The 20,360-nt window shown below is 63.8% G+C and carries 26 protein-coding genes; 19 read left to right on the top strand and 7 right to left on the bottom strand.

Annotated features, from left to right (window positions below):
- Positions 1-197 precede the first annotated feature (197 nt).
- On the top strand, positions 198-971 hold the full coding sequence (gene xth, locus M653_RS0122895) for an exodeoxyribonuclease III (RefSeq protein WP_027145441.1): 774 nt from the start codon (positions 198-200) through the stop codon (positions 969-971).
- A 44-nt stretch (positions 972-1,015) separates the two neighbouring features.
- Here the strand turns inward: xth and M653_RS0122890 are convergent, their stop codons facing one another.
- Both M653_RS0122890 and M653_RS0122885 read right to left on the bottom strand, forming a co-directional pair.
- Positions 1,016-1,939 carry a DUF1003 domain-containing protein gene (locus tag M653_RS0122890; RefSeq protein WP_027145440.1) on the bottom strand — a complete coding sequence of 308 codons (924 nt, stop codon included), beginning with the start codon at positions 1,937-1,939 and terminating at the stop codon, positions 1,016-1,018.
- A gap of 170 nt (positions 1,940-2,109) precedes the next feature.
- Positions 2,110-3,003: a D-alanyl-D-alanine carboxypeptidase family protein gene (locus tag M653_RS0122885; RefSeq protein ID WP_027145439.1), complete on the bottom strand. Its 894-nt coding sequence runs from the start codon at positions 3,001-3,003 to the stop codon at positions 2,110-2,112.
- Between the two features lie 267 nt (positions 3,004-3,270).
- Here M653_RS0122885 and M653_RS0122880 point away from each other — a divergent pair, with 267 nt between their 5' ends.
- The 4 genes from M653_RS0122880 (at position 3,271) to M653_RS0122865 (ending at position 7,494) form a co-directional block, all read left to right on the top strand.
- Positions 3,271-5,082 carry a chemotaxis protein gene (locus M653_RS0122880; protein WP_027145438.1) on the top strand — a complete coding sequence of 604 codons (1,812 nt, stop codon included), beginning with the start codon at positions 3,271-3,273 and terminating at the stop codon, positions 5,080-5,082.
- A 121-nt stretch (positions 5,083-5,203) separates the two neighbouring features.
- Entirely contained in the window at positions 5,204-6,301 is a 1,098-nt protein-coding gene (locus tag M653_RS0122875) for a hypothetical protein (protein ID WP_027145437.1), read from the top strand.
- Positions 6,302-6,442: 141 nt separating this feature from the next.
- Positions 6,443-7,063 (top strand): nucleoside triphosphate hydrolase, encoded by a 621-nt coding sequence (locus M653_RS0122870; protein ID WP_027145436.1) that lies wholly within the window; start codon positions 6,443-6,445, stop codon positions 7,061-7,063.
- Positions 7,064-7,167: 104 nt separating this feature from the next.
- Positions 7,168-7,494, top strand: coding sequence for a hypothetical protein (locus M653_RS0122865; RefSeq protein WP_027145435.1), 327 nt, complete (start codon positions 7,168-7,170; stop codon positions 7,492-7,494).
- Positions 7,495-7,521: 27 nt separating this feature from the next.
- On the opposite strand, the gene M653_RS0122860 is transcribed toward M653_RS0122865, so the two are convergent.
- The 3 genes from M653_RS0122860 to M653_RS0122850 all read right to left on the bottom strand — a co-directional run bounded on the left by M653_RS0122860 (position 7,522) and on the right by M653_RS0122850 (position 9,874).
- Positions 7,522-8,226 (bottom strand): glutathione S-transferase N-terminal domain-containing protein, encoded by a 705-nt coding sequence (locus M653_RS0122860; RefSeq protein ID WP_027145434.1) that lies wholly within the window; start codon positions 8,224-8,226, stop codon positions 7,522-7,524.
- A 180-nt stretch (positions 8,227-8,406) separates the two neighbouring features.
- Positions 8,407-9,615: a beta-ketoacyl-[acyl-carrier-protein] synthase family protein gene (locus tag M653_RS0122855; RefSeq protein WP_027145433.1), complete on the bottom strand. Its 1,209-nt coding sequence runs from the start codon at positions 9,613-9,615 to the stop codon at positions 8,407-8,409.
- 4 nt (positions 9,616-9,619) lie between these two features.
- Positions 9,620-9,874: an acyl carrier protein gene (locus tag M653_RS0122850; RefSeq protein WP_027145432.1), complete on the bottom strand. Its 255-nt coding sequence runs from the start codon at positions 9,872-9,874 to the stop codon at positions 9,620-9,622.
- 196 nt (positions 9,875-10,070) lie between these two features.
- On the opposite strand from M653_RS0122850, the gene M653_RS0122845 reads away from it, so the two are divergent.
- The 5 genes from M653_RS0122845 to M653_RS0122825 are packed head-to-tail and all read left to right on the top strand — an operon-like array spanning position 10,071 to position 12,437.
- Complete coding sequence (locus M653_RS0122845; RefSeq protein ID WP_027145431.1) at positions 10,071-10,913, top strand: urease accessory protein UreD; 843 nt, start codon at positions 10,071-10,073, stop codon at positions 10,911-10,913.
- Positions 10,914-10,941: 28 nt separating this feature from the next.
- Complete coding sequence (locus M653_RS0122840) at positions 10,942-11,244, top strand: urease subunit gamma (RefSeq protein WP_015314510.1); 303 nt, start codon at positions 10,942-10,944, stop codon at positions 11,242-11,244.
- Between the two features lie 12 nt (positions 11,245-11,256).
- The gene (locus tag M653_RS0122835; RefSeq protein ID WP_027145430.1) at positions 11,257-11,511 is read left to right on the top strand and encodes a DUF1272 domain-containing protein; all 255 of its coding nucleotides are present in this window, start codon (positions 11,257-11,259) and stop codon (positions 11,509-11,511) included.
- 26 nt (positions 11,512-11,537) lie between these two features.
- Entirely contained in the window at positions 11,538-12,125 is a 588-nt protein-coding gene (locus tag M653_RS0122830) for a HupE/UreJ family protein (RefSeq protein WP_027145429.1), read from the top strand.
- A gap of 6 nt (positions 12,126-12,131) precedes the next feature.
- A complete protein-coding gene (locus tag M653_RS0122825; protein WP_027145428.1) occupies positions 12,132-12,437 on the top strand; it encodes an urease subunit beta in 306 nt (101 codons plus the stop codon).
- Positions 12,438-12,511: 74 nt separating this feature from the next.
- Here the strand turns inward: M653_RS0122825 and M653_RS0122820 are convergent, their stop codons facing one another.
- Together M653_RS0122820 and M653_RS0122815 are read right to left on the bottom strand one after the other, a co-directional pair.
- Entirely contained in the window at positions 12,512-13,006 is a 495-nt protein-coding gene (locus M653_RS0122820) for a hypothetical protein (RefSeq protein WP_027145427.1), read from the bottom strand.
- A 114-nt stretch (positions 13,007-13,120) separates the two neighbouring features.
- Complete coding sequence (locus M653_RS0122815) at positions 13,121-13,498, bottom strand: hypothetical protein (RefSeq protein WP_027145426.1); 378 nt, start codon at positions 13,496-13,498, stop codon at positions 13,121-13,123.
- Positions 13,499-13,662: 164 nt separating this feature from the next.
- Here M653_RS0122815 and ureC point away from each other — a divergent pair, with 164 nt between their 5' ends.
- The 9 genes from ureC to M653_RS0122770 all read left to right on the top strand — a co-directional run bounded on the left by ureC (position 13,663) and on the right by M653_RS0122770 (position 20,360).
- Positions 13,663-15,378 (top strand): urease subunit alpha, encoded by a 1,716-nt coding sequence (gene ureC / locus M653_RS0122810; protein WP_198028822.1) that lies wholly within the window; start codon positions 13,663-13,665, stop codon positions 15,376-15,378.
- Between the two features lie 64 nt (positions 15,379-15,442).
- The gene (locus M653_RS0122805) at positions 15,443-15,931 is read left to right on the top strand and encodes a DUF29 domain-containing protein (protein ID WP_027145424.1); all 489 of its coding nucleotides are present in this window, start codon (positions 15,443-15,445) and stop codon (positions 15,929-15,931) included.
- Positions 15,932-15,969: 38 nt separating this feature from the next.
- Positions 15,970-16,563, top strand: coding sequence for a hypothetical protein (locus tag M653_RS0122800; protein WP_027145423.1), 594 nt, complete (start codon positions 15,970-15,972; stop codon positions 16,561-16,563).
- Positions 16,564-16,607: 44 nt separating this feature from the next.
- A complete protein-coding gene (locus M653_RS0122795; RefSeq protein WP_027145422.1) occupies positions 16,608-17,213 on the top strand; it encodes a glutathione S-transferase family protein in 606 nt (201 codons plus the stop codon).
- On the top strand, positions 17,210-17,773 hold the full coding sequence (locus M653_RS0122790) for an urease accessory protein UreE (protein ID WP_027145421.1): 564 nt from the start codon (positions 17,210-17,212) through the stop codon (positions 17,771-17,773). Before M653_RS0122795 ends, M653_RS0122790 begins: the two co-directional genes overlap by 4 nt.
- Complete coding sequence (locus M653_RS0122785) at positions 17,766-18,437, top strand: urease accessory protein UreF (RefSeq protein ID WP_032935838.1); 672 nt, start codon at positions 17,766-17,768, stop codon at positions 18,435-18,437. The genes M653_RS0122790 and M653_RS0122785 overlap by 8 nt, the downstream gene beginning before the upstream one ends.
- Positions 18,434-18,874 carry a DUF3995 domain-containing protein gene (locus M653_RS0122780; protein ID WP_027145419.1) on the top strand — a complete coding sequence of 147 codons (441 nt, stop codon included), beginning with the start codon at positions 18,434-18,436 and terminating at the stop codon, positions 18,872-18,874. The genes M653_RS0122785 and M653_RS0122780 overlap by 4 nt, the downstream gene beginning before the upstream one ends.
- Complete coding sequence (ureG, locus tag M653_RS0122775; protein ID WP_027145418.1) at positions 18,871-19,512, top strand: urease accessory protein UreG; 642 nt, start codon at positions 18,871-18,873, stop codon at positions 19,510-19,512. Before M653_RS0122780 ends, ureG begins: the two co-directional genes overlap by 4 nt.
- An 80-nt stretch (positions 19,513-19,592) precedes the next feature.
- Positions 19,593-20,360, top strand: coding sequence for a class II aldolase and adducin N-terminal domain-containing protein (locus M653_RS0122770; RefSeq protein ID WP_027145417.1), 768 nt, complete (start codon positions 19,593-19,595; stop codon positions 20,358-20,360).

The following is a 20,360-nucleotide window of genomic DNA, read 5'->3' as shown; positions in this document are numbered from 1 at the left end:
GTGGACGCCCTTTGCGAGTTGCTCACGGCGCCAGCTTGGGTCGATTTGACTGAGGCATTGGACTGAGGCATTGGATCGTCAGACGCCAAGAAACAACTGCATCCGGTTCCGTTGAACCTCCCGATTTTGCACTTAGACCGGGATCGTAGTGACCCGCCCGGCGTTGAGAGGCGCGGCCTAGCCTACGGAAAGTTCAAATGACCCGCATCGCAACCTTCAATGTGAACGGCGTCAACGGCCGCCTGCCCGTGCTGCTCAAATGGCTGGGTGAAACCGCGTACGACATTGTCTGCCTTCAAGAGCTCAAGACATCCGACGACAAGTTCCCTGCCGACGCGATCAGGGGCGTCGGTTACGGCGCAATCTGGCACGGCCAGAAATCTTACAACGGGGTAGCTATTCTCGCTCGGGGGGCAGAACCACTGGAACGTCGGCGCGGGCTGCCCGGGGATCCAGACGACACGCACAGCCGCTACATCGAGGCCGAGGTGAATGGGCTTGTCGTGGGTTGTCTCTACCTGCCCAACGGCAACCCGGCGCCAGGTCCAAAATTCGACTACAAGCTCCGCTGGTTCGATCGCCTGATTAGCTACGGCCGGCTGCTGGTCACAGACGGCGCTAGCATTCTCTGCGGCGACTACAACGTCGTTCCAACCGCAATCGACGCCGTCGTGCCCCAACGATGGCTAGGGGACGCCGTGTACTTTCCGGAGAGCCGGCAAGCCTACGCCGAAATGCTCGGGAATGGTTGGATCGATGCCGTCCGGCGCATCCATCCCGAGAAGGGCATCTACACCTACTGGAACTTCTCATACCGGGGCGGCTACGATCGAAGCTCCGGCCTCCGAATGGACCATCTGCTCGTGAGCCCTTCCCTTTCGGACAAACTCCGCAATGCCGGTGTGGACGTCGAGTTGCGCGGGTGGGAGAAGCCAAGCGATCATGCGCCAGCTTGGATCGAGCTCGATTGAGTACTAAGGCAATTCCAGGAGAAGTGCGCTGCGCGCCACCACCCTCACGCTCCCGCCGGGCTCTTCACCGGCCGCCGTGCGCGCGTCGCCCGCTTTGCCTTCTTCGCACTCGCCAGCTCATGCATCGCATCGAGCTGCATCTGCTGCATCTCGGCCAGCCGCGTCCATTGGCGCGAGATGAGGTAGTCGAGTTTTTCGTGCAGGTGGCGCACTTCGAGCTCGGCCTTGAGGTTGACGCGGTAGTCGTTGAAGGAGCGCAGGCGGTCTTTCACCTCCTGGCGCTTCTGGCTCATCATGATGATCGGCGCCTGGATGGCGGCGATGCAGGAGAGCAGGAGGTTGAGCAGGATGAAGGGGTAGGGATCGAAGGCGCCGGTCGTGCCCTCGAACAGGTTGATGCCGATCCACACCAGAAGCACGCTGCCGAACGAGATCAGGAACCACCAGCTGCCGCCAAAGGCGGCCATGCCGTCGGACACGCGGTCGGCGAACGTCCGGTGCTCCTCGAATTCTTCTTCACTGTTTTCCGAAATCGTGTCTTGCCGGGCGATCGATTCCACCACCTGGCGGTCGAGCTCGGAGAATTCGCCGTGCTCCTGCTGCAGCAGCTCCTCCATGTAGCGCATGCGATATCGGCCGAGCTCCTCGCGGCTGATGCGCGCGCCCTTGGGTAGGTCCGGGTGGTCTGCATGGATGCGGTCGGCGAGGCTCGGGCGCAGCGTGTCGATGCGCACAAGGTCGCGCTTGCGGAACTTGCGGCCTGAGATCGCCGACGGCTTTTTCTTCGGCTTCAGCCGCGATGCGCCGGGGCCTGATGGTTCGGAGTCCGGCACTTCTGGCGTGTCGAAATGCTCGTCGGAAACCTCGTGCAAATCCTCCTGCGTGGTCGGCGACTCGAAATACTCGCCGCCGCTGTCGTTCTCATTGTCGGCCGACTTCTGCTCGGATGCCTTGGGAACGGTGCTCATGATGGGCTCCTGCTGTCGTGCTTGGTTTAGAATACGCCATGGCGGCGGGGCATATCCACTGTCGGATTTCTCAGCCTATGCCACGTCTTCCGCACGATTGCGTGACAGTCGCAAGACGATAGCCGGCTGCGGGTCTTTTGGATGACGAAGAGATGGGGAGGCCCCTCACCTCACTGCTGTTCGGCGAACATCAGCCTGGTCTTGGTGTCGGCCATGGTGGGCGACAGGCTGCGCTGGATCAGCGCTTCGACATGGTCGTTGCGCTGGCGGGCGCTGTCGGCGCCCATCACCACCACGATCAGCTGGCGGCCGTCGGCATCGTAGGAGGTGACGATGTTGAAGCCGGAAGCCCTGATGTAGCCGGTCTTGATGCCGTTGACGCCGCGCACGCGGCCGAGCATGTCGTTGTGGCCGCGCACCAGCCTGCCGCGGAACATGAAGTCGCTTTCGGAGAAATAGTGGAAATGCTGCGGGAAGCGCCGCTGCAACGACATGCCGAGCACCGCCATGTCGTGCGCGGTCGTCATCTGGCCGTCGTCGGGCAGGCCCGACGCATTGCGGAAGGTGGTGCTGCTCATGCCGAGCTGGCGCGCCTTGGATGTCATCATGGCGGCGAACTGGTCTTCCGAGCCGCCAAGATATTCGCCCACCGCCACCGCCACGTCATTGGCGGATTTGACGACGATGGCGCGGATGGCGGAATCGACATCGATCGTCTCGCCGCGCCGGAAACGCATCTTGGTCGGCGGCTGCGAGGCTGCGTGGTCGGAAACCGGGATCTGCGTCTCCTTGGTGACGCGGCCGGTTTCCATCGCCTCGAACAGCAGATAGAGCGTCATCATCTTGGTCAGCGAGGCCGGATAGCGCTGCGCCGTCGAGTTAACCTCGAACAGCTGCTTGCCGCTCCGTCCATCGACGACGATGGCCGCGTATTTCTGCGGCGGCGCCGGCACGGCCAGCACGGAGTCCGGCGGGGTTATGGTCGAGCAGCCGGCAGCCATGGCCGCCAGGGTGAGGACAGCCAGGATTTTCTGGAGGAGCGGAAAGAGACGCGGGAAGGACAAGGGCTGAACTGTTCTGGCGATGCTGTTGCTGAGATAAGGCGAAGCTAACGTAACGCGGCGGATGCGTCCATTTGGTTAATGGCGGTTAGCCCTGGTAATGTCGAGTGCCGGCGGGGCATGTTTCCTCGCCCCTGCCAAAGGCGGGAGGAAACCAAGCTTCAAAGGCCGCTCATTCGCCCCGAAATCGCCCCGTTTTCTGTCTTTCCTTGCCAAAGCCGCGTTTCCCGTGGGAAGGAGCGTGGCATCTGGGGCTTGGGGGCTTGCAAAATGGCTGACATTGGGGCTGGCGCCGCGCCGTCATTGATCAGGGCATCGCTCAGCCGCACCGGCAAATGGGCCGGCAGCATCGCTTTCATCGGCGGCGCCGTTTCCGACATCCTCAATCCGCTGGCGCCGTTCGCCGCTTATATCGCGCTGGTTGCCTCGATCGCGGCCGTCATCATCGCCATTGCCATCGTGCTCAGGCTCGTGCTGGCGGCCAAGGCTCTGCCGGCGCTGGTGTTCGCCACAAGTGCGGCGGCGGTTGCCGGCGGCATCTACGCCGTGCAGAAGGAGACCAATTCGCAGAACGGCATCATCGCCGGCCTGGTGCCGGCGATCGCGCAACTGCAGCAGTCGATGGGCATCGTCGCCGAAAAGGTGGCGAAGATCGAGCAGACGGTCACGCAAACGCAGAAGACCGTCGAAGAGGTCAAGAAATCGACCGACACGGTTGCCCGGAAATTCGATCAGATCGCGTCCGCCCAGCAGCAGCAGACCGCGCAAGGGGTCGAGACGCAGCAGACCGTTGAAGCGGTCAAGCAGACCACGGAAACGCTCGCAGCCGGCCAAAAACAGCAAGTGGCCCAGGCCGAAAAGCTGCTGGCGACGACCGAGCAGATCGCCGCCTCGATCGACACGATCGCAAAGGGGTTTGCCACCCTGGCCGCGCAAGGCGGCGCCATCGCCGAGCCGAAGCGGCCGGACGAGTTCTACCACAATGCCCGTGTCTATGAGCTGTCGGGCGACATGCTCAACGCGCGGCGCTCCTACCTCGCTTTTGCCGGCTTCGATGTCGATGCCATCGATCCCTACGCGCGCTTTGCCACGCTGCTCAGGGTCCAGGACGGCAAGGCCGGCGCCCGCGAAGTGTTCGGCCAACTGGCCGACAAGGGCAAGGCGCTGTCGATCAAGCTGGTGCACATCATGCAGTTCGACGATGCGCAGCGGCCCGATAAGCTCAGCGCCTTCATATCGGCCAATCCGGACTTCGCGCCGGCCTATTACCTCCAGGCGCAGGAGTTTTCGGAAGATCGGCTGGGCAGCCAGACGCTGGCCGACAAGCGCAGCGAAGCCCAGGCGCTGATCAAATTCGTCTCCTACGAAAAAGAAGGTGGGCTGCTCAAATATTTCGTCGACCAGACCCAGCTTGCCGACTGGCTGGAGCGCGGCCGCAGCCGGCTGGCGGCCCTTGGCGACGTGCTCGACCCCGCCCGCTTCGCGCCTTCGCTGACGCCGATGCGCTCCAACCAGGGCTGGTCGATGACGATTTCGCTGCCCGAGCCGGCGACCGCGATATCCTGGCGTCTTGGCGGCACCGGCCCCTTCACCGACACCGGCCTGCTGGCGCTCAACGACCAACGCACCGGCAAGCCGATGCCCAATCCGAGTTTTGAATTGCCCGACAGCACGGCGGCAACCACGATCGGGATCAAATATCTCGACATCAGGGGCCGCGAGACCGGCCCGTTCGACATCCGCTTCGATCCGGATGCCGCCCTGCAACAGGGCAACAAGCAGATCCTCGACCAGTTCTGGACGTCGTGGATCGCCTTCGACGCCAGCGGCAATCATGGGCTGGTCTATTTCACGCAGATGCTGTCCTACCGCTGCGCCATCAAGGAGGTGCATTACAGCCTGAACGGCGCCACGCTCGACAAGGCGCTTCCCATGCCGCCTTGCAATGCCAAGGATCCCTACGCCGTCCCCAGTGATTTCCGGCCCTATTTCAAGGTCGCCGACAGCGTGAAGTCGATGTCGGTGCAGGTGACCTATACCGACGGGACAAAATCGCCGGTACGGGACTACAAGCGGCAATAGGGCTGGCACCTTCGGCGTGTAGGAAGGTGGACGCAAATCTGATGCAAAATGCGCGCCCGCGCGCTTGCGCGGTGCGCCGAACGGGTTCTTGTTGGCACCGTCAGATTCGGGTGAGAACGCCATGGATACAGTCACGATCAACGCCAGGGGCATTTCGGTTTCGCTCGATCTCACGGTCGGCCACATCGCCGACATGACAATCGAGAGCGGCGGGCGCCAATTGCGGCCACTGCACCGCGCACCCTGGGTCGACGCAAACGAGACGCTGCCTCCAGACCTGCCGCAGGGCACCGTCCGGCTCTCTGGCGACTTTCTCTGCGCGCCGTTTTCGCGCAGCGATGTCGAGGAGGCGCCGCTGCATGGCTGGCCGGCCAACAGCGCCTGGGATGTGGTGGACAGCGGCGCCACGGCTGGCGGCTGGCGCGCCATCTTCCGCCTGCGGCACAAGGTGATGGGCGCCAGCGTCGACAAGATTCTCACGCTGCGCGACGACCATCCTTTCCTCTATCAGGAACATGTATTTTCCGGCGGATCCGGCGCGATCTCGGTCGCCCATCACCCGATGACGGCGATGAAAGGCGGCGGCAGGCTGGCTTTCTCGCCGAAGCGGTTTGCCGCCACGCCAGCCGATCCGCTGGAGCCGGACCCCGCGCGCGGCCGCTTTATGCTCGCGTATCCGGCGCGGTCGTCCGATCTCGACCATTTTCCTGCTGCCGGCGGCGGTACGCTCGATCTCACGGACTACCGCATGGAGGATCGGCGCGAGGACTTCCTCACCCTGGTCGAGGCCGACCATGGCGGCCCGGGCTGGACAGCACTTGCGCGCCACGCCGAAGACGATCTGGTGCTGGTGCTCAAGAACCCGGCCGAACTGCCGGTCACCATGCTGTGGTTCAGCAATGGCGGGCGCGACTACGCGCCGTGGAGCGGCCGCCATCTCGGCGTGCTCGGCATCGAGGATGGGCGCACCGCGATTGGCCACGCCGCCTCGCTCGGCGACAACTGGCTGAAGCGCGAGGGCGTGGCGACGGCATTCGCGCTCGGCGAGCGCCGCGGCGTCTCGTTCCGCCATGTCATCGGTGCGTTGCCGCTGTCGGGCGGCGAGCCCCCGCGGGAGATCACCACGGCGGATGGCCGCCTGCGGCTGGCTGGCGCCGCGGCATCGGAGGTCCCGTTCGACAGCGAATTCCTGCGTATCGGCCTGCCACCGGCAAGCTGAAGGGCAAAGCCGTAAGGGATTAATCGCACTCGCCAGCGCTGACTTCCACAATTGTTCGCTCTAAATCGTGCAAATCGCGATTTGAAATCTCGTGCGACTGCCGACAAGATGCGTCCAAATCCTGCGGAAGGAGCCAAAAAAATGTCCGAAATCGCCCACCTCGCCGCCACCATCTTCAAGCGCGCCGGCAAGGCGAAGCGCTTCATCGTCGCCATTGCCGGACCGCCGGGCGCCGGCAAGTCGACACTATCGGCAAGCCTGCATGACCTTTTGCCGGAAGGCGCGGTGGAAGTCGTGCCCATGGACGGCTTCCACTATGACGACATCGTGCTCAACGCGCGCGGCCTGCGCGCGCGAAAGGGCGCGCCCGAGACGTTCGACTTCGACGGCTTCGAGGCGCTTTTGAAGCGCATCCGCGCCGGCGAGGCCGAGATCGCCATTCCCGTCTTCGACCGCGGCATGGAATTGTCGCGCGCCGCCGCGGCGATCGTCGGTGCCGAGACCAAGTTCATCCTGGTCGAAGGCAATTACCTGCTGCTCGACGAGGAGCCGTGGTCGCGCCTGGCACCGCTGTTCGATTTCTCGATCTTCGTCGACGTGCCGCGCAATGAGCTCGAACGCCGCCTGATGGAACGCTGGCACGAGCATGGCCGTTCCGAGGCGGATGCGCGCGCCTGGATCGCCTCCAACGACATGCCCAACATCGAACGGGTGCTGGCACGGCGCCGGGCGGCCGACCTGGTCATTGGTGAACCCGGTTAAGCTCGATTAACCTGTTTAATTTTCAGTATTTTTCGGCGGGAACCTTAAGACTTACAAGACGTTATCCCGATCAGGCAATCATGCCAGAAGAGGGATTCCGTCCGATGGCAACCAAGGCAAAAAAGCCCAGGGGCAAGTCAGCCCAACCGAAGGCGCCGCAATCTACGGCCGGGGCCGGCCCGGCGGTCGCCCAGCGCTCCAAGGATACAAAGGCCTTCGGCAAGGCGCCGCCGAAAAAAGTCGTGCCAGGTAGCGCGTCGAAAGCGGCCGCCAAGTCCGCCCACCCGAAGAAGCCGGCCGCCAGCGGCGGCTCGAAGGTTCGCGCCGCAGCCAATGTTGCCGCCGGAGCGGTGGTGGCCACGGCCCGGGGTGTGGCGTCTCTTGCCGCCTCCGTGGTTGGCAGGGGCGGACCCAAGGCGAAAGCAAAGTAGAGACGCGCTTCCCCAAGGGCCCGAGGTTCAGCTCCGCGCCGGAATGGTCAGGCCCTTCTGCACCGCTGGCCGCGCCAGGCCGCGCTCGAGCCACGCTGCCAGATTGGCGAAATCATCGAAGCCGACCAGATCGCGCGCCTCGTAAAAGCCGATCAGGTTGCGCACCCAGCCGAGCAGCGAGATGTCGGCGATGGTATAGTCATTGTCCATGATCCACTTGCGGCCCTTCAGCCTGACGTCGAGAACGCCGAGCAGGCGGCGCGATTCGTCGCGGTAACGCTCCAGCGGCCGCTTGTCGGCGATTTCTCGGCCGGCGAATTTGTGGAAGAAACCGACCTGGCCGAACATCGGCCCGACCGCCGCCATCTGGAAGAAGACCCATTGGATCGTCTCGTAGCGCCGCGCTGCATCCGCTGGGATGAGCAGGCCGGTCTTTTCAGCGAGGTAGAGCAGGATCGCACCGGATTCGAACAGGCCGATCGGCTTGCCGTCCGGGCCGTTGGGATCGATGATCGCCGGAATCTTGCCGTTGGGATTGAGCGACAGGAATTCCGGCGTCCAGCTCTCGTTCTTGCCGATGTTGATCAGATGCGGCTCATAGGGCAGGCCGAGTTCCTCCAGCGCGATCGATATCTTCACTCCGTTCGGCGTCGTTGCCGAATAGAGCTGGATCTGGTCCGGATGCTTGGCCGGCCAACGGGTTGCGATCGGAAAGGCGGACAAATCGGCCATCGAGAACTCCTGAGGGGGATTTTCGCCAAGCGGCGCGGTGTCGGCGGGGTCGGGCAAGAATTAGGGCTGCGGCGCGGCCGGATCAATATGCGGCGACGCTTCACCATGCACGGACAGTCAATCGATCCGAACCGCCCGGGACGGTGGTAACCGCCCGAAGGTAGGTAATGACCGCCCGGATTAGATGGCCTTGAAGGCCAGCACCGCATTGGTGCCGCCGAAGGCAAAGCCGTTGCTGATGGCGGCGCGCACCTTGCGCTCGCGCGCGACATTCGGCGTCACGTCGAGATCGCAGTCGGGATCGGCCTCGCGGTAATTCGCCGTCGGCGGCACGACGCCTTCGCGGATCGCCATGACGCAGGCGATCATCTCCAGCCCGCCCGAGGCGCCGAGGCAATGCGCGTGCATCGACTTGGTCGAGGACACGGAGAGCGCCTGCGCATGATCGCCGAAGACGCGCTTGATCGCGAGGGTTTCGATCTGGTCGTTGGCCTTGGTGCCGGTGCCGTGCGCGTTGAGGTAATCGACATCCTCGGGATTGAGTCCGGCATCGGCCAGGCAGAAACGCATCGCGGCTTCCGGGCCCTCGACGGTCGGCGCGACGATATCGGAGGCATCGGCCGAAAGGCCCGCGCCGGCAATCTCGGCCAAAATGGTGGCGCCGCGCGCCATCGCGTGTTCGTAGCTTTCCAGAACCGCCATGCCGGCGCCTTCGCCCAGCACCAGCCCCTGGCGGTCGGCCGAGAACGGCCTGCACGTGTCGGGCGAAAGCACGCGCAGCGCCTCCCAGCCCTTCAGCACGCCCCACACCAGCGGCGCATCGGTGCCGCCGGCCACCATGACGTCGGCGCGGCCGAGCCTGATCTGGTCGACCGCCGAGGCGATGGCATGATTGGCCGACGAACAGGCCGAAGTGACGCCGAACACCGGTCCGCGCAAACCCAGATGCATGCTGACCTGGCCGGCGGCGGCACCCGGCATGACCCTGGGAACGGTGAAGATGCCGGCGCGATTCTTGCCCTCGATCAGGATGGCGCGATAGTTCTCCTCGACCGTCTCGAACCCGCAGACGCCAACACCGACAATGGTTCCCATCCGATAGGTATTGTCCGCATGCGGGATCAATCCGGACTGCCGCATGGCTTCTTTCGCCGCGATCACCGCCAAGAGGCTGAAGCGATCCATCGACACCAGTTGCTTGCGCTCGATGCCGTGATCCGGCAGCGCCTTGATTTCGCAGCCGGTCTTGACCTTCAGGTCGTGCAGGAAGGGATTGTCGATCGGGCCGATCGCCGACCGGCCGGCCCGCATCTCGGCCCAGATTGCCTGCGCATCGGTGCCCAATCCGCACAGCCCGCCGATGCCGGTAATGACGACGCGCTTCAGCATTCGGTCAGGCTTTTTTCGCGATCAGCGCGCGAACGGCCTCGACCATGTCGCCGACATTCTTCAGATTGCTCCAGGCATCGACCGTGTTCATCTCGATCTCGATGCCATATTGCTCCTCGAGGTCGAAGATAATCTCGGTCAGCTCCAGCGAATGGATGCCGAGCGCCGTCAATTCGGTCGTGGTGGTGATTTCCTCGCCGCCCGGCTCGGCATGGGCCTTGATCTTCTCGATGATGTCCGTTGCCAGCTGGTCAGCCATTCGGTTTCTTCCCCACTTGTCGTTTCCGACGCTGAACAGCGCCTTCTTGTCCTCGATATCAGGTCGCGATCTTCGCCTTCTACCCCCGCCAAGCGTCGCCTGACCGTACCAAGGTGGTTCCCTCTATAGAAACGGAAACGTCATCAAGCAACAAGCTATATGTCGACAAAAGCGCCACAGTGCTTAACCTGATGGCGTGGATACGATCGAAAATACGAAGTTCTCAGGTCAACCGGCCCAGCGCGCGGCGGGCAAGGCGCAGCTTGGTTGCGCCAGCATCGACGGACGCACGCGGCTGCGGCGCCTCTATCAGGACGGCTCCGCCAAGATAAGGCTGCCGGCCGTTCCAGCCGGCCCGCTGGAGGCCGTCCTAATCAACACCGCCGGCGGGCTGACCGGCGGCGACCGCATCGGCTGGGATGTCGATGTCGGCGCGAATGCCAGCGCCGCGATAACTACCCAGGCCTGCGAAAAAGTCTATCGCGCCGCGTCGGACCATGCCGAAGTGCGGGTCAAGCTGACCGTCGGTGCGAACGGCAGCATCGCCTGGCTGCCGCAGGAAACCATCGTCTTCGACCGCGCCGCCTTTGCCCGTACGCTTGATGTCGAACTCGCGGCCGGAGCCGAGGCGCTGGTGCTGGAAGCCACTGTCTTCGGCCGCCTGGCCATGGGCGAACGTGCCGCACAGGGCACTTTTCGCGACCGCTGGCGTGTTCGCAGGGAAGGAACCCTCATCCATGCCGAGGATTTCCGCATCGGACCTGCCATCGCCGACATCCTGGCCCGTCCGGCGATATCAGGTGGCGCGATCGCCGTGGCTACGCTGCTGCTGGTGTCGCCGCGCGCGGAAGCCGTGCTCGACCCGGTTCGGGAGATCATTGGCGACCGGGGTGGCGCCAGCGTCTGGACCGTGAAGACATCTGGCAAGCTTCTTGCGAGGCTTTACGCCAGGGACGGCTACCACCTGCGCCAGCGGCTGGTCCCGCTCGTCGAATTGCTCAACGGAAGGGCGGGGTTGCCCAAATTATGGTCACTGTGACTGTGTCGGCATCATTTCAGGAAGACGCATGAACCTGACGCCAAGGGAAAAGGACAAGCTGCTGATCGCCATGGCGGCGATCGTGGCGCGCAAGCGGCTCGAGCGCGGCGTCAAGCTCAACCATCCGGAAGCCATCGCGCTGATCACCGATTTCGTCGTCGAAGGCGCCCGCGATGGCCGCCCGGTGGCCGAGCTGATGGAGGCCGGCGCCCATGTCGTCAGCCGCGCGCAGGTGATGGAAGGCATTGCCGAGATGATCCATGACGTGCAGGTGGAAGCGACATTCCCCGACGGCACCAAGCTGGTGACCGTGCACGAACCGATCCGGTGAGGAGAGAGAAAAATGCTGGAGCTGCGCCCGAACTGCGAATGCTGCGACAAGGATCTGCCGCCCGAAGCGAAGGATGCGTTGATCTGCACCTTCGAGTGCACCTTCTGCGCGGGCTGTGTCGAAAACGTGCTTGGCGGCGTCTGCCCGAACTGCGGCGGCGATTTTACAGCCCGGCCGATCCGTCCCGCCGCGATGCTGAAGAAATATCCGGCTTCGACCAAGCGCGTGCTCAAGGCCGAGGGCTGCGGTCCGCGCAAGGCCGCCTGACACCGCAAAACGAAAGGCAAGATAAAATGGTCCCTGTCAAACGCCTGTGCCTCTCGGCGATGCTGCTCGTCGCGGCAGCCATGCCCGCCTACGCCCATGTCGGCATCGGCACGACCTCCTCCTTTATAGTCGGCTTCACGCATCCGCTATCGGGTCTCGACCATATGACAGTGATGCTCGCTGTTGGCCTTTGGGCGGCCCTCAAGGGCGGCAAGGCAATCTGGGCCTGGCCGGCGGCGTTCGTCGGCGTCATGCTGGCCGGCGGCGCATTTGGCATGCTGCACGTGCCGCTGCCCTTCGTTGAGCCTGGCATACTGGCCTCCGTCGTGGCGCTTGGGCTGCTGGTGGCGCTGGCGGTCGATCTCCCCGTTTCGGCCGGTGTCGCCATCATCGGCCTGTTCGCGCTGTTTCACGGCCATGCGCATGGCATGGAAGTGCCGGAAAATGCCGGCGGCCTCGAATATATGGCCGGCTTTGCCGTTGCCACCGTGCTGCTTCATGCAATCGGCATCGCCGCTGGTCTCGGCGTTGGCATGAGATTCCGTGGTGTGGCTCGCATCGCGGGTGCCGCCTGCGCGGCGATCGGCGTCGGCCTCGCCTTCGGCGTTGTGTGAGGTCCCATGATCCCCGGCGAAATCATTCCCGCCCAAGGCGACATCGAACTCAACAAGGGTCTGCCGACCGTCATCCTGAAAGTGGCCAACGGCGGCGACCGGCCGGTCCAGGTCGGCAGCCACTACCATTTCTACGAAACCAATGAGGCGCTGAAATTCGACCGCGAGAGCGCGCGCGGCATGCGCCTCGACATCGCCGCCGGCACCGCCACGCGCTTCGAACCGGGGCAGGAACGCGACGTCACGCTGGTACCGCTCGGCGGCAAGCGCGAGGTCTATGGATTCCAGCAGAAGGTGATGGGCAAGCTGTGAGGGTGTCTCATGCGTGGTGCGCAAGGCCGGCGAGCGGCTTCAGAGCAGGCATGAACGCAAGCACTGCGCGCCGCTCAGCCCGACGGCTTGGCGGCCGCATAGATGACGATCTTTCCGGGATCATCGAACTCCACGGCGAGCACATCATCGGCAAGCACGCGCCGCGACTCAATGGCATTGTAGAGCAGGGCGTTGGCCTCGATCTCCTTGCGCAGTTCCGCGACATCGTCCTGATGCTGCCTAACCTTGTTCTCGATGGCCGGCGGCGGGCCGCCCTCGCTGCGCGCCGCGTCGGTCAGGAACACGATATCGACCTTGTCGAGCTTGGACGTCTTGCGCACCGTGCTGATGTTTTCGCGCGTGCGGTCGATCGCCGAATTGACCTTTCCGATCTCAGCGGTCGTCTTGGCCTCTTCCTGGTTGACCTGCGAGCCGACAATCCGGTCGACAGTCTCCGGGCTTTGAAGGCCCTGCGCGTTCAGCGCGGCCTGGGGAACGCTCGCCGCGACAAACGCAGCCGCGGCAACGGCGTGCAGCCAACGGGCATCGGGCAAGGTGGTGTCGGTCATCGTCCACTTTCGCGGTTTGTTTCGACGCTCAGGAAACGAAACGACTCCGGCCCTGCCACGGTTCCCGTCATGATTCGGCAGGCGGACCGGATACCGGCCCGCCACGCCGGGTCCTTAACTCGCTTTCTTGGTGATCAGGGTCAGCGCGCCATTCGGCTCCATGCTGGCCGCGACCACCTGAGCCGAGGTCATTCCCTTGGCCTGGAGAGCGGATTTCACCTTGGGGGTGGCGTCGATCGAACTGCGCAGTTTCTGCAGGCCGGCGTCACCACGCTGCGCGATCACCTGGTTGACCTGCGTCTGCGTGTCCTTCGGCAACTCGCTGATGTCGACGACGTTGACGCTCTGGATCGCTGGCGCGGCCTGCTGACCGCCAGGGGCGGCTGGAGCCGGCGTGGTCGGAGCGGGCTGTTGCGCGGGCTGCTGCTGGGCACTGGCGGCACCAGCCAGCATCAGGCTGGCGGCGGTTGCAAGAACTATCGTTTTGCGCATGGATTTTCCTTCCATCGATTTGGCAAACGGTCGCTTTGGGGTGGCGTCCCAACCTCAACCGCCAAATGGGATCAGAAGGTGTCGCCCAGCGGGTCATTACGTGACCATTGGATGGCGACAATGTGCAGACGGGCTTCGATCATACCGCATTTCGGGAGCAATCGCTGATGGCCAGACTAACCCGTGCCGCTTACGCCCAGATGTACGGCCCGACTGTTGGCGACAGAGTGCGGCTTGCCGACACCGAGCTGATCATCGAGGTCGAGAAGGATTTCACCATTCATGGCGAGGAGGTGAAATTCGGCGGCGGCAAGGTCATTCGCGACGGCATGGGCCAGAGCCAGGTTTCCCGTGCCCAGGGCGCGGTCGACACCGTCATCACCAACGCGCTGGTGATCGATGCCAGTGCCGGCATCTTCAAGGCCGATATCGGCCTCAGGGATGGCCGTATCGCCGCAATAGGCAAGGCCGGCAATCCTGATACGCAGGATGGCGTCACTATCGTCATCGGTCCCGGCACCGAAATCATCGCCGGCGAGGGCAAGATACTCACCGCCGGCGGCTTCGACGCGCATATCCACTTCATCTGCCCACAGCAGATCGAGGAAGCGCTGATGTCGGGCATCACCACCATGCTCGGCGGCGGCACCGGCCCGGCGCATGGCACGCTGGCGACCACCTGCACGCCGGGGCCATGGCACATGGCGCGCATGATCCAGTCCTTCGACGCTTTCCCGATGAATATCGGCCTGTCGGGTAAAGGCAACGCCTCGCTGCCCGCCGCACTCGAGGAAATGGTGCTGGGCGGCGCTTGCTCGCTCAAACTGCACGAGGACTGGGGCACGACGCCGGCCGCGATCGACTGCTGCCTGTCGGTCGCCGACGACTACGACGTGCAGGTGATGATCCACACCGACACGCTCAACGAGAGCGGGTTTGTCGAGAACACGGTGGCGGCGATCAAGGGCCGCACCATCCATGCCTTCCACACCGAAGGTGCGGGTGGTGGCCATGCGCCTGACATCATCAAGGTCTGCGGCCTTCCCAACGTCATCCCGTCCTCGACCAACCCGACGCGGCCCTACACCGTCAACACGCTGGCCGAGCATCTCGACATGCTGATGGTCTGCCATCATCTGTCGCCGTCGATCCCCGAGGACATCGCTTTCGCCGAAAGCCGCATCCGCAAGGAGACCATCGCGGCGGAGGACATCCTGCACGACATCGGCGCCTTCTCGATCATCTCGTCCGACAGCCAGGCCATGGGCCGCGTCGGCGAGGTGGCGATCCGGACCTGGCAGACCGCCGACAAGATGAAGCGCCAGCGCGGGTCACTGCCGCAGGAGACCGGCGACAACGACAATTTCCGCGTCCGTCGCTATATCGCCAAATACACCATCAACCCGGCCATCGCCCACGGCCTCTCGAAGGAGATCGGCTCGATCGCGGTCGGCAAACGCGCCGACCTGGTGCTGTGGAACCCGGCCTTCTTCGGCGTCAAGCCGGACATGGTGCTGATCGGCGGCATGATCGCCGCCGCCCCGATGGGCGACCCCAACGCCTCGATCCCGACGCCGCAGCCGATGCACTACCGGCCGATGTTCGGCGCCTATGGCAAAGCCCGGACCAATTCGTCGGTGACCTTCGTTTCGAAGGCCGCGCTCGAATCAGGTTTGCGCGGCAGGCTTGGCGTCGACAAGCAGTTCGTCGCCGTCGAGAACACGCGCGGCGGCATCGGCAAGCACTCGATGGTGCTCAACGACGCCACGCCGCATATCGAGGTCGATCCGGAAACCTATGAAGTTCGCGCCGACGGCGAGTTGCTGACCTGCGAACCGGCGACGGTGCTGCCGATGGCACAACGGTATTTTCTGTTTTGAGCCTCACCGGTGCCCGCGCCAAGAAGCCGTTTAAACGCGACGCGCTTTAGGGCATTATGCGCATATGAACAGGATTGACCGTCTCAGGGCCATGACACCCTATGAAACAGACTACGCCCAGTGGTGCGCCGAGCAGGGTGCGTTGCTGCGCGAGGGTCGTCTCTCCGATCTCGACCGCGAGAACCTTGCCGAGGAGATAGAAAGCTTGGGGAGAAGTGACCGGAGAGAAATTCGCAGCCGGATGCGGGTGTTGATTGCACACCTCCTGAAATGGGAATTCCAGCCGGGCCACAGATGCCACAACTGGCAATCGTCGATTTCCGAGCAGCGTGTCTGGGTCGAAGGTATCCTCAAGGATAGTCCGAGTCTTCGTCGCTATCCCGCTCAAATCTTCGATCAGTCCTACAAAGACGCGTTGCCCATTGCCATTCAGGAAACCGGCCTGCGGAAATCGCAATTTCCAAGTGAGCCACCGTTCAATGCCAAGCAGGCGCTCGATGGGAGATTTTGGCCTGGCGGCCCTCTTTCAATGGATGTTTTCCTGCGAGACTAGCTGCCTCTTTTTCCCCACCAGCGTTTCTCCCAAGATCCATGGCCACCGAAATAGCCTCCGCCCACGACATCTTCCCGCATATCCGCATCGTCATGGGCATGGTGATCGGACTTGGCGTCGCCCGCCTGCTGTCGGGGGTGGCGCGCATCGTCCAGCATCCCGGCCAATACCGGCTCTATCCCGTGCATCTGGCCTGGGTCGCCTCGGTGCTGTTGATGCTGGTGCATTTCTGGTGGTGGGAGTTCGACCTCTACGCCATCGAAACTTGGACCTTTGGCAAATACCTTTTCATCATTTTCTACGCCATCACGCTGTTCCTGCTGTGCGCGCTGCTGTTTCCAGATTCGATGCTGGACTACACCAGCTACGAGGATTTCTTCTATTCGCGCCGCGCCTGGTTCTTTGGACTGCTGGCGGGGAGCTACCTGCTCGACGTCATCGACACCCTGTTGAAAGGTCCGGAGCATTTCGCCCGCTTCGGCAACGAATATCTGTTCCGCACGCCGGTCTTCGTCGCGCTCTGCATCGCCGCGATCCTGGTGCGCGACCGCCGCTTCCACATCGCCTTCGTCGCGGCCGCGCTCATCTACCAGATATCGTTCATCCTGCGGCTCTTCGACACGATCGTATGACACCTCCCGATGATCTAGTGTTCCGGGGAAAGGCAGGTTCAACGATGTACAAGGCCGTCGGATCGCGCGGATCCCGGGTCAGCCGCGTCCTCTGGATGCTCGAGGAACTCGGGGAGCCCTATGAATTCATCGAGGTCAAGCTCCGCTCGCCGGAAGCCTATGCGCTCAACCCGTCGGGCAAGGTTCCGATCCTCATCGATGGCGAGCTGACGGTGACGGATTCGGCGGCGATCTGCGTCTATCTGGCGGAGAAGCACGCCGACAAGGGGAAGGGCGCCAATCCCGGTCTCGCCGGCCGTGCCGAAATCGATTCCTGGATGCACTTCGCCCAGTCGGAGTTCGAAGCGCCGCTGTGGAACAAATTGCGCCACCGCTTCCTCCTGCCCAGGGAAGTTCGGGTCGATGTCGGTCCTGCCGCGGCCTATGACTTCGCCACGGAGGTCAAGGCGCTGGACCGCCGGCTCGGCGACAGGCTGTTCGCGCTGGGCGACCGGTTCTCGGCTGTCGACGTGCTGCTCGGCGACATGGGCGGCTGGGCGCGTGCCGGCCGGTTCCCGATCGACTCCGACCGCGTCAACGCCTATTTCGACCGCGTGTTGTCGCGGCCTGCCCGGGCGCGGGCGCAAGCTAACGGAGGCTCCATGAAATGAAGCTCAACCTCAACACCGACTTCACCAAATTTCCGCGCGCCGTCTCGGTGCTGCCTGCGGGCAGTGTTGGAGCCACCGCGCCATCCGGCCGTGCGGTTCTCGCCCATGACGAGCGGCATCTGCGCCGCCGCGCCATCGAACTTGCCGACGGCAGCAAGGTGCTGGTCGACTTGCGCGAGCCTGTTGCCCTCAACGATGGCGACCGGCTCGTGCTGGAGGATGGCGGCCATATCGAGATCGTCGCGGCGCCCGAAGCGGTCTATGACATCCGCGCCCGCGACGCCGTGCATCTGACCGAACTCGCCTGGCATATTGGCAACCGCCATCTCGCCGCCGGCATCGAGGCGAACCGCATCCTCATCCTTCGCGACCACGTCATCAAGGCGATGCTGGAGGGGCTCGGCGCCACGGTGCGCGACGTCTCGGAACCGTTCAAGCCGGTCCGCGGCGCCTATTCCGGTGGGCATGGCCACGCCCACGCCGAGGCGCACAGCCATGGCCACGGCGAATCCCATTCGCACAGCCACGCGCATTCGCATCACGATCATCATCATGACTGACCAGCCCTCCGGCATCGCCCTGCTGCGGCTGATGGCATGGCTGTCGCCGGCCTTTCCGGTCGGCGGCTTTGCCTATAGCCATGGCCTTGAGCGGGCGGTGCATGATGGGTTGGTGACCGATGCCGCTGGCCTTGCCGGCTGGCTGGAGACGCTGGTCGAGATGGGTTCGGGCTGGAACGATGCCGTGCTGTTCGCCGAGAGCTGGCGCCGCGCCCGCGAAGGCGGCGATCTGGCCGAAGTCGCAGCACTGGCCGAGGCATTGGCAGGCTCGCGCGAGCGCCACACCGAGACCATGCTGCAAGGTGCGGCCTTTCTTAAGGCCGCCGCCGCCTGGCCCAATCCAGTGCTGGAGCGCTTGCCGGCCGAATGCGCCTATTGCGTCGCTGTCGGCACTGTCGCCGGCGGCAACGGCATTGCGCTGCAGGACGCGCTGTCCGCCTTCCTGCAAGCCTTCTTCTCCAACCTCGTCCAGGCCGCGATCCGGCTCGGCGTCATCGGCCAGAACGAGGCCACGACGCTGCTGGCAGGGTTCGAGCCGCTGGCGCTCTCGACCGCTGCCCGCGCTGCCCGCTCGATACCGGACGATCTCGGCGGCTGCGCCTTCATCTCCGACATCGTGGCGATGAAGCACGAAACCCAGTACTCACGACTGTTCCGCTCATGATCCTCCTCGCCTTCGTCCTCTCATTCGTCCTGCTGCTGATCACGGCCCTGCATGTCTATTGGGGCATCGGCGGCATCTGGCCGGGCAGGGATGCGGCGTCCTGCGCCCACGCCGTCGTCGGTTTTCGCGGCGTCGACGAAATGCCGACGCCATTCGCCAGTTTCGCCGTTGCCGCTTGCCTTGGCCTGGCAACGCTGTGGCCGCTGGCGCTCATCGGTTTCTTTGCCTCGCCGTTTCCAAGGGAGGGGCTTGCCGCCACGTCGATGCTGATCGGTCTGGTGTTCCTGGGGCGCGGTATCGCCGGTTTCACGCCCTGGTGGCGCCGGCTGGCACCCGAACAGCCTTTTGCGCGGCTCGATACCAGCCTCTATTCGCCGCTGTGCCTGCTGATCGGGCTCGGCTTCGCGGTTCTTGCCATTATGGAGTTTCCGACATGACACAAGCGAACGGTCCTCTTCGTATCGGCATTGGCGGCCCCGTCGGTTCCGGCAAGACGACGCTCACCGAAAAACTCTGCAAGGCGCTGCGCCACGAGTTTTCCATCGCCGTCGTCACCAACGACATCTACACCAGGGAAGACGCCATGATGCTGGCCCGGCTGCAGGCGCTGCCGGAGGACCGCATCGTCGGTGTGGAGACCGGCGGTTGCCCGCACACCGCCATCCGCGAGGACGCCTCGATCAATTTGCAGGCTATCGCCGAGCTGAACCGCAAATTTCCCGATCTCGACATCATCTTCATCGAATCCGGCGGCGACAACCTGGCCGCCACCTTCTCGCCGGACCTTGCCGACCTGACGCTCTATGTCATCTCGGTTTGCCAGGGCGAAGAGATTCCGAGAAAGGGCGGCCCGGCGATCACGCGTTCCGATTTCCTCATCATCAACAAGAGCGACCTGGCGCCCTATGTGAACGTCAATCTCGACGTCATGGAGAGCGACGCCGGCCGCATGCGCGGCAAGCGGCCGTTCGGCTTCACCGATCTTTCGCGCGGCAAGGGCCTGCAGGAGGTGATCGATTTCATCGTCGAGCACGGCGGATTGCGGACTGTTGGCGCCGCAAGCACGGCGGCATAGCTGGCCTTCTGCACCAAGCGAAAGCGGTTGCGGGCACCAGCGGAGCACGGCATTCTTGCCGAAACCGGAGGAATTCTAGGATGAGCATTGCCCGCCTGCAGAAGGAAACGCTGACCAACCTGCCCTTCTACGAAGAGCGCGTCGATCTCGCATGCGCCTTCCGTTGGACGGCGCGGCTCAACATGCACGAAGCAGTGGCCAACCATTTCTCGCTGGCCGTCAACGACGACGGCACCAGATTCCTGATGAACCCGAACCAGGTGCATTTCTCGCGCGTCAAGGCGAGCGACCTGATCGAAATCGACGCCAACGACCCCGGCACGCTTTCAGGGCCGAATGCACCCGACCCGACGGCATGGGGGCTGCACGGAGCCGTCCATCGCAACGTGCCGCACGCGCGCTGCGTCATGCATGTCCATTCGATCCACGCCACCGTGCTGGCCTCGCTTGCCGACTCGACGCTGCCGCCGATCGACCAGAATTCGGCGATGTTCTTCAACCGTCACGTCGTCGACGCGCATTATGGCGGGCTGGCCTTCGAGGAAGAGGGCGAACGCTGCTCGCAGCTTCTCGCCGACCCCAAGGTCAAGGTAATGGTGATGGGCAACCATGGCGTGCTGGTTATCGGCGACACCGTCGCCGATGCTTTCAACCGCATGTTTTATTTCGAGCGCGCCGCCGAGACCTACATCAAGGCGCTGTGGACCGGCCGGCCGCTGCGCACGCTCTCCGACGCGATCGCCGAGAAGGCGGCGAGCGAGATGGACGACTATCCAGGCCAGGCCGAACGCCATCTCGCCGAGTTGAAGGCGATCCTCGACGAGCAGGAGCCGGTGTACCGGAACTGA

This window comes from Mesorhizobium sp. WSM3626, assembly GCF_000513935.1.
GTDB lineage: Bacteria > Pseudomonadota > Alphaproteobacteria > Rhizobiales > Rhizobiaceae > Mesorhizobium > Mesorhizobium salmacidum.
Note: the sequence above shows the minus strand (reverse complement) of the source record. Positions and strands in the feature narration are given on the sequence as shown.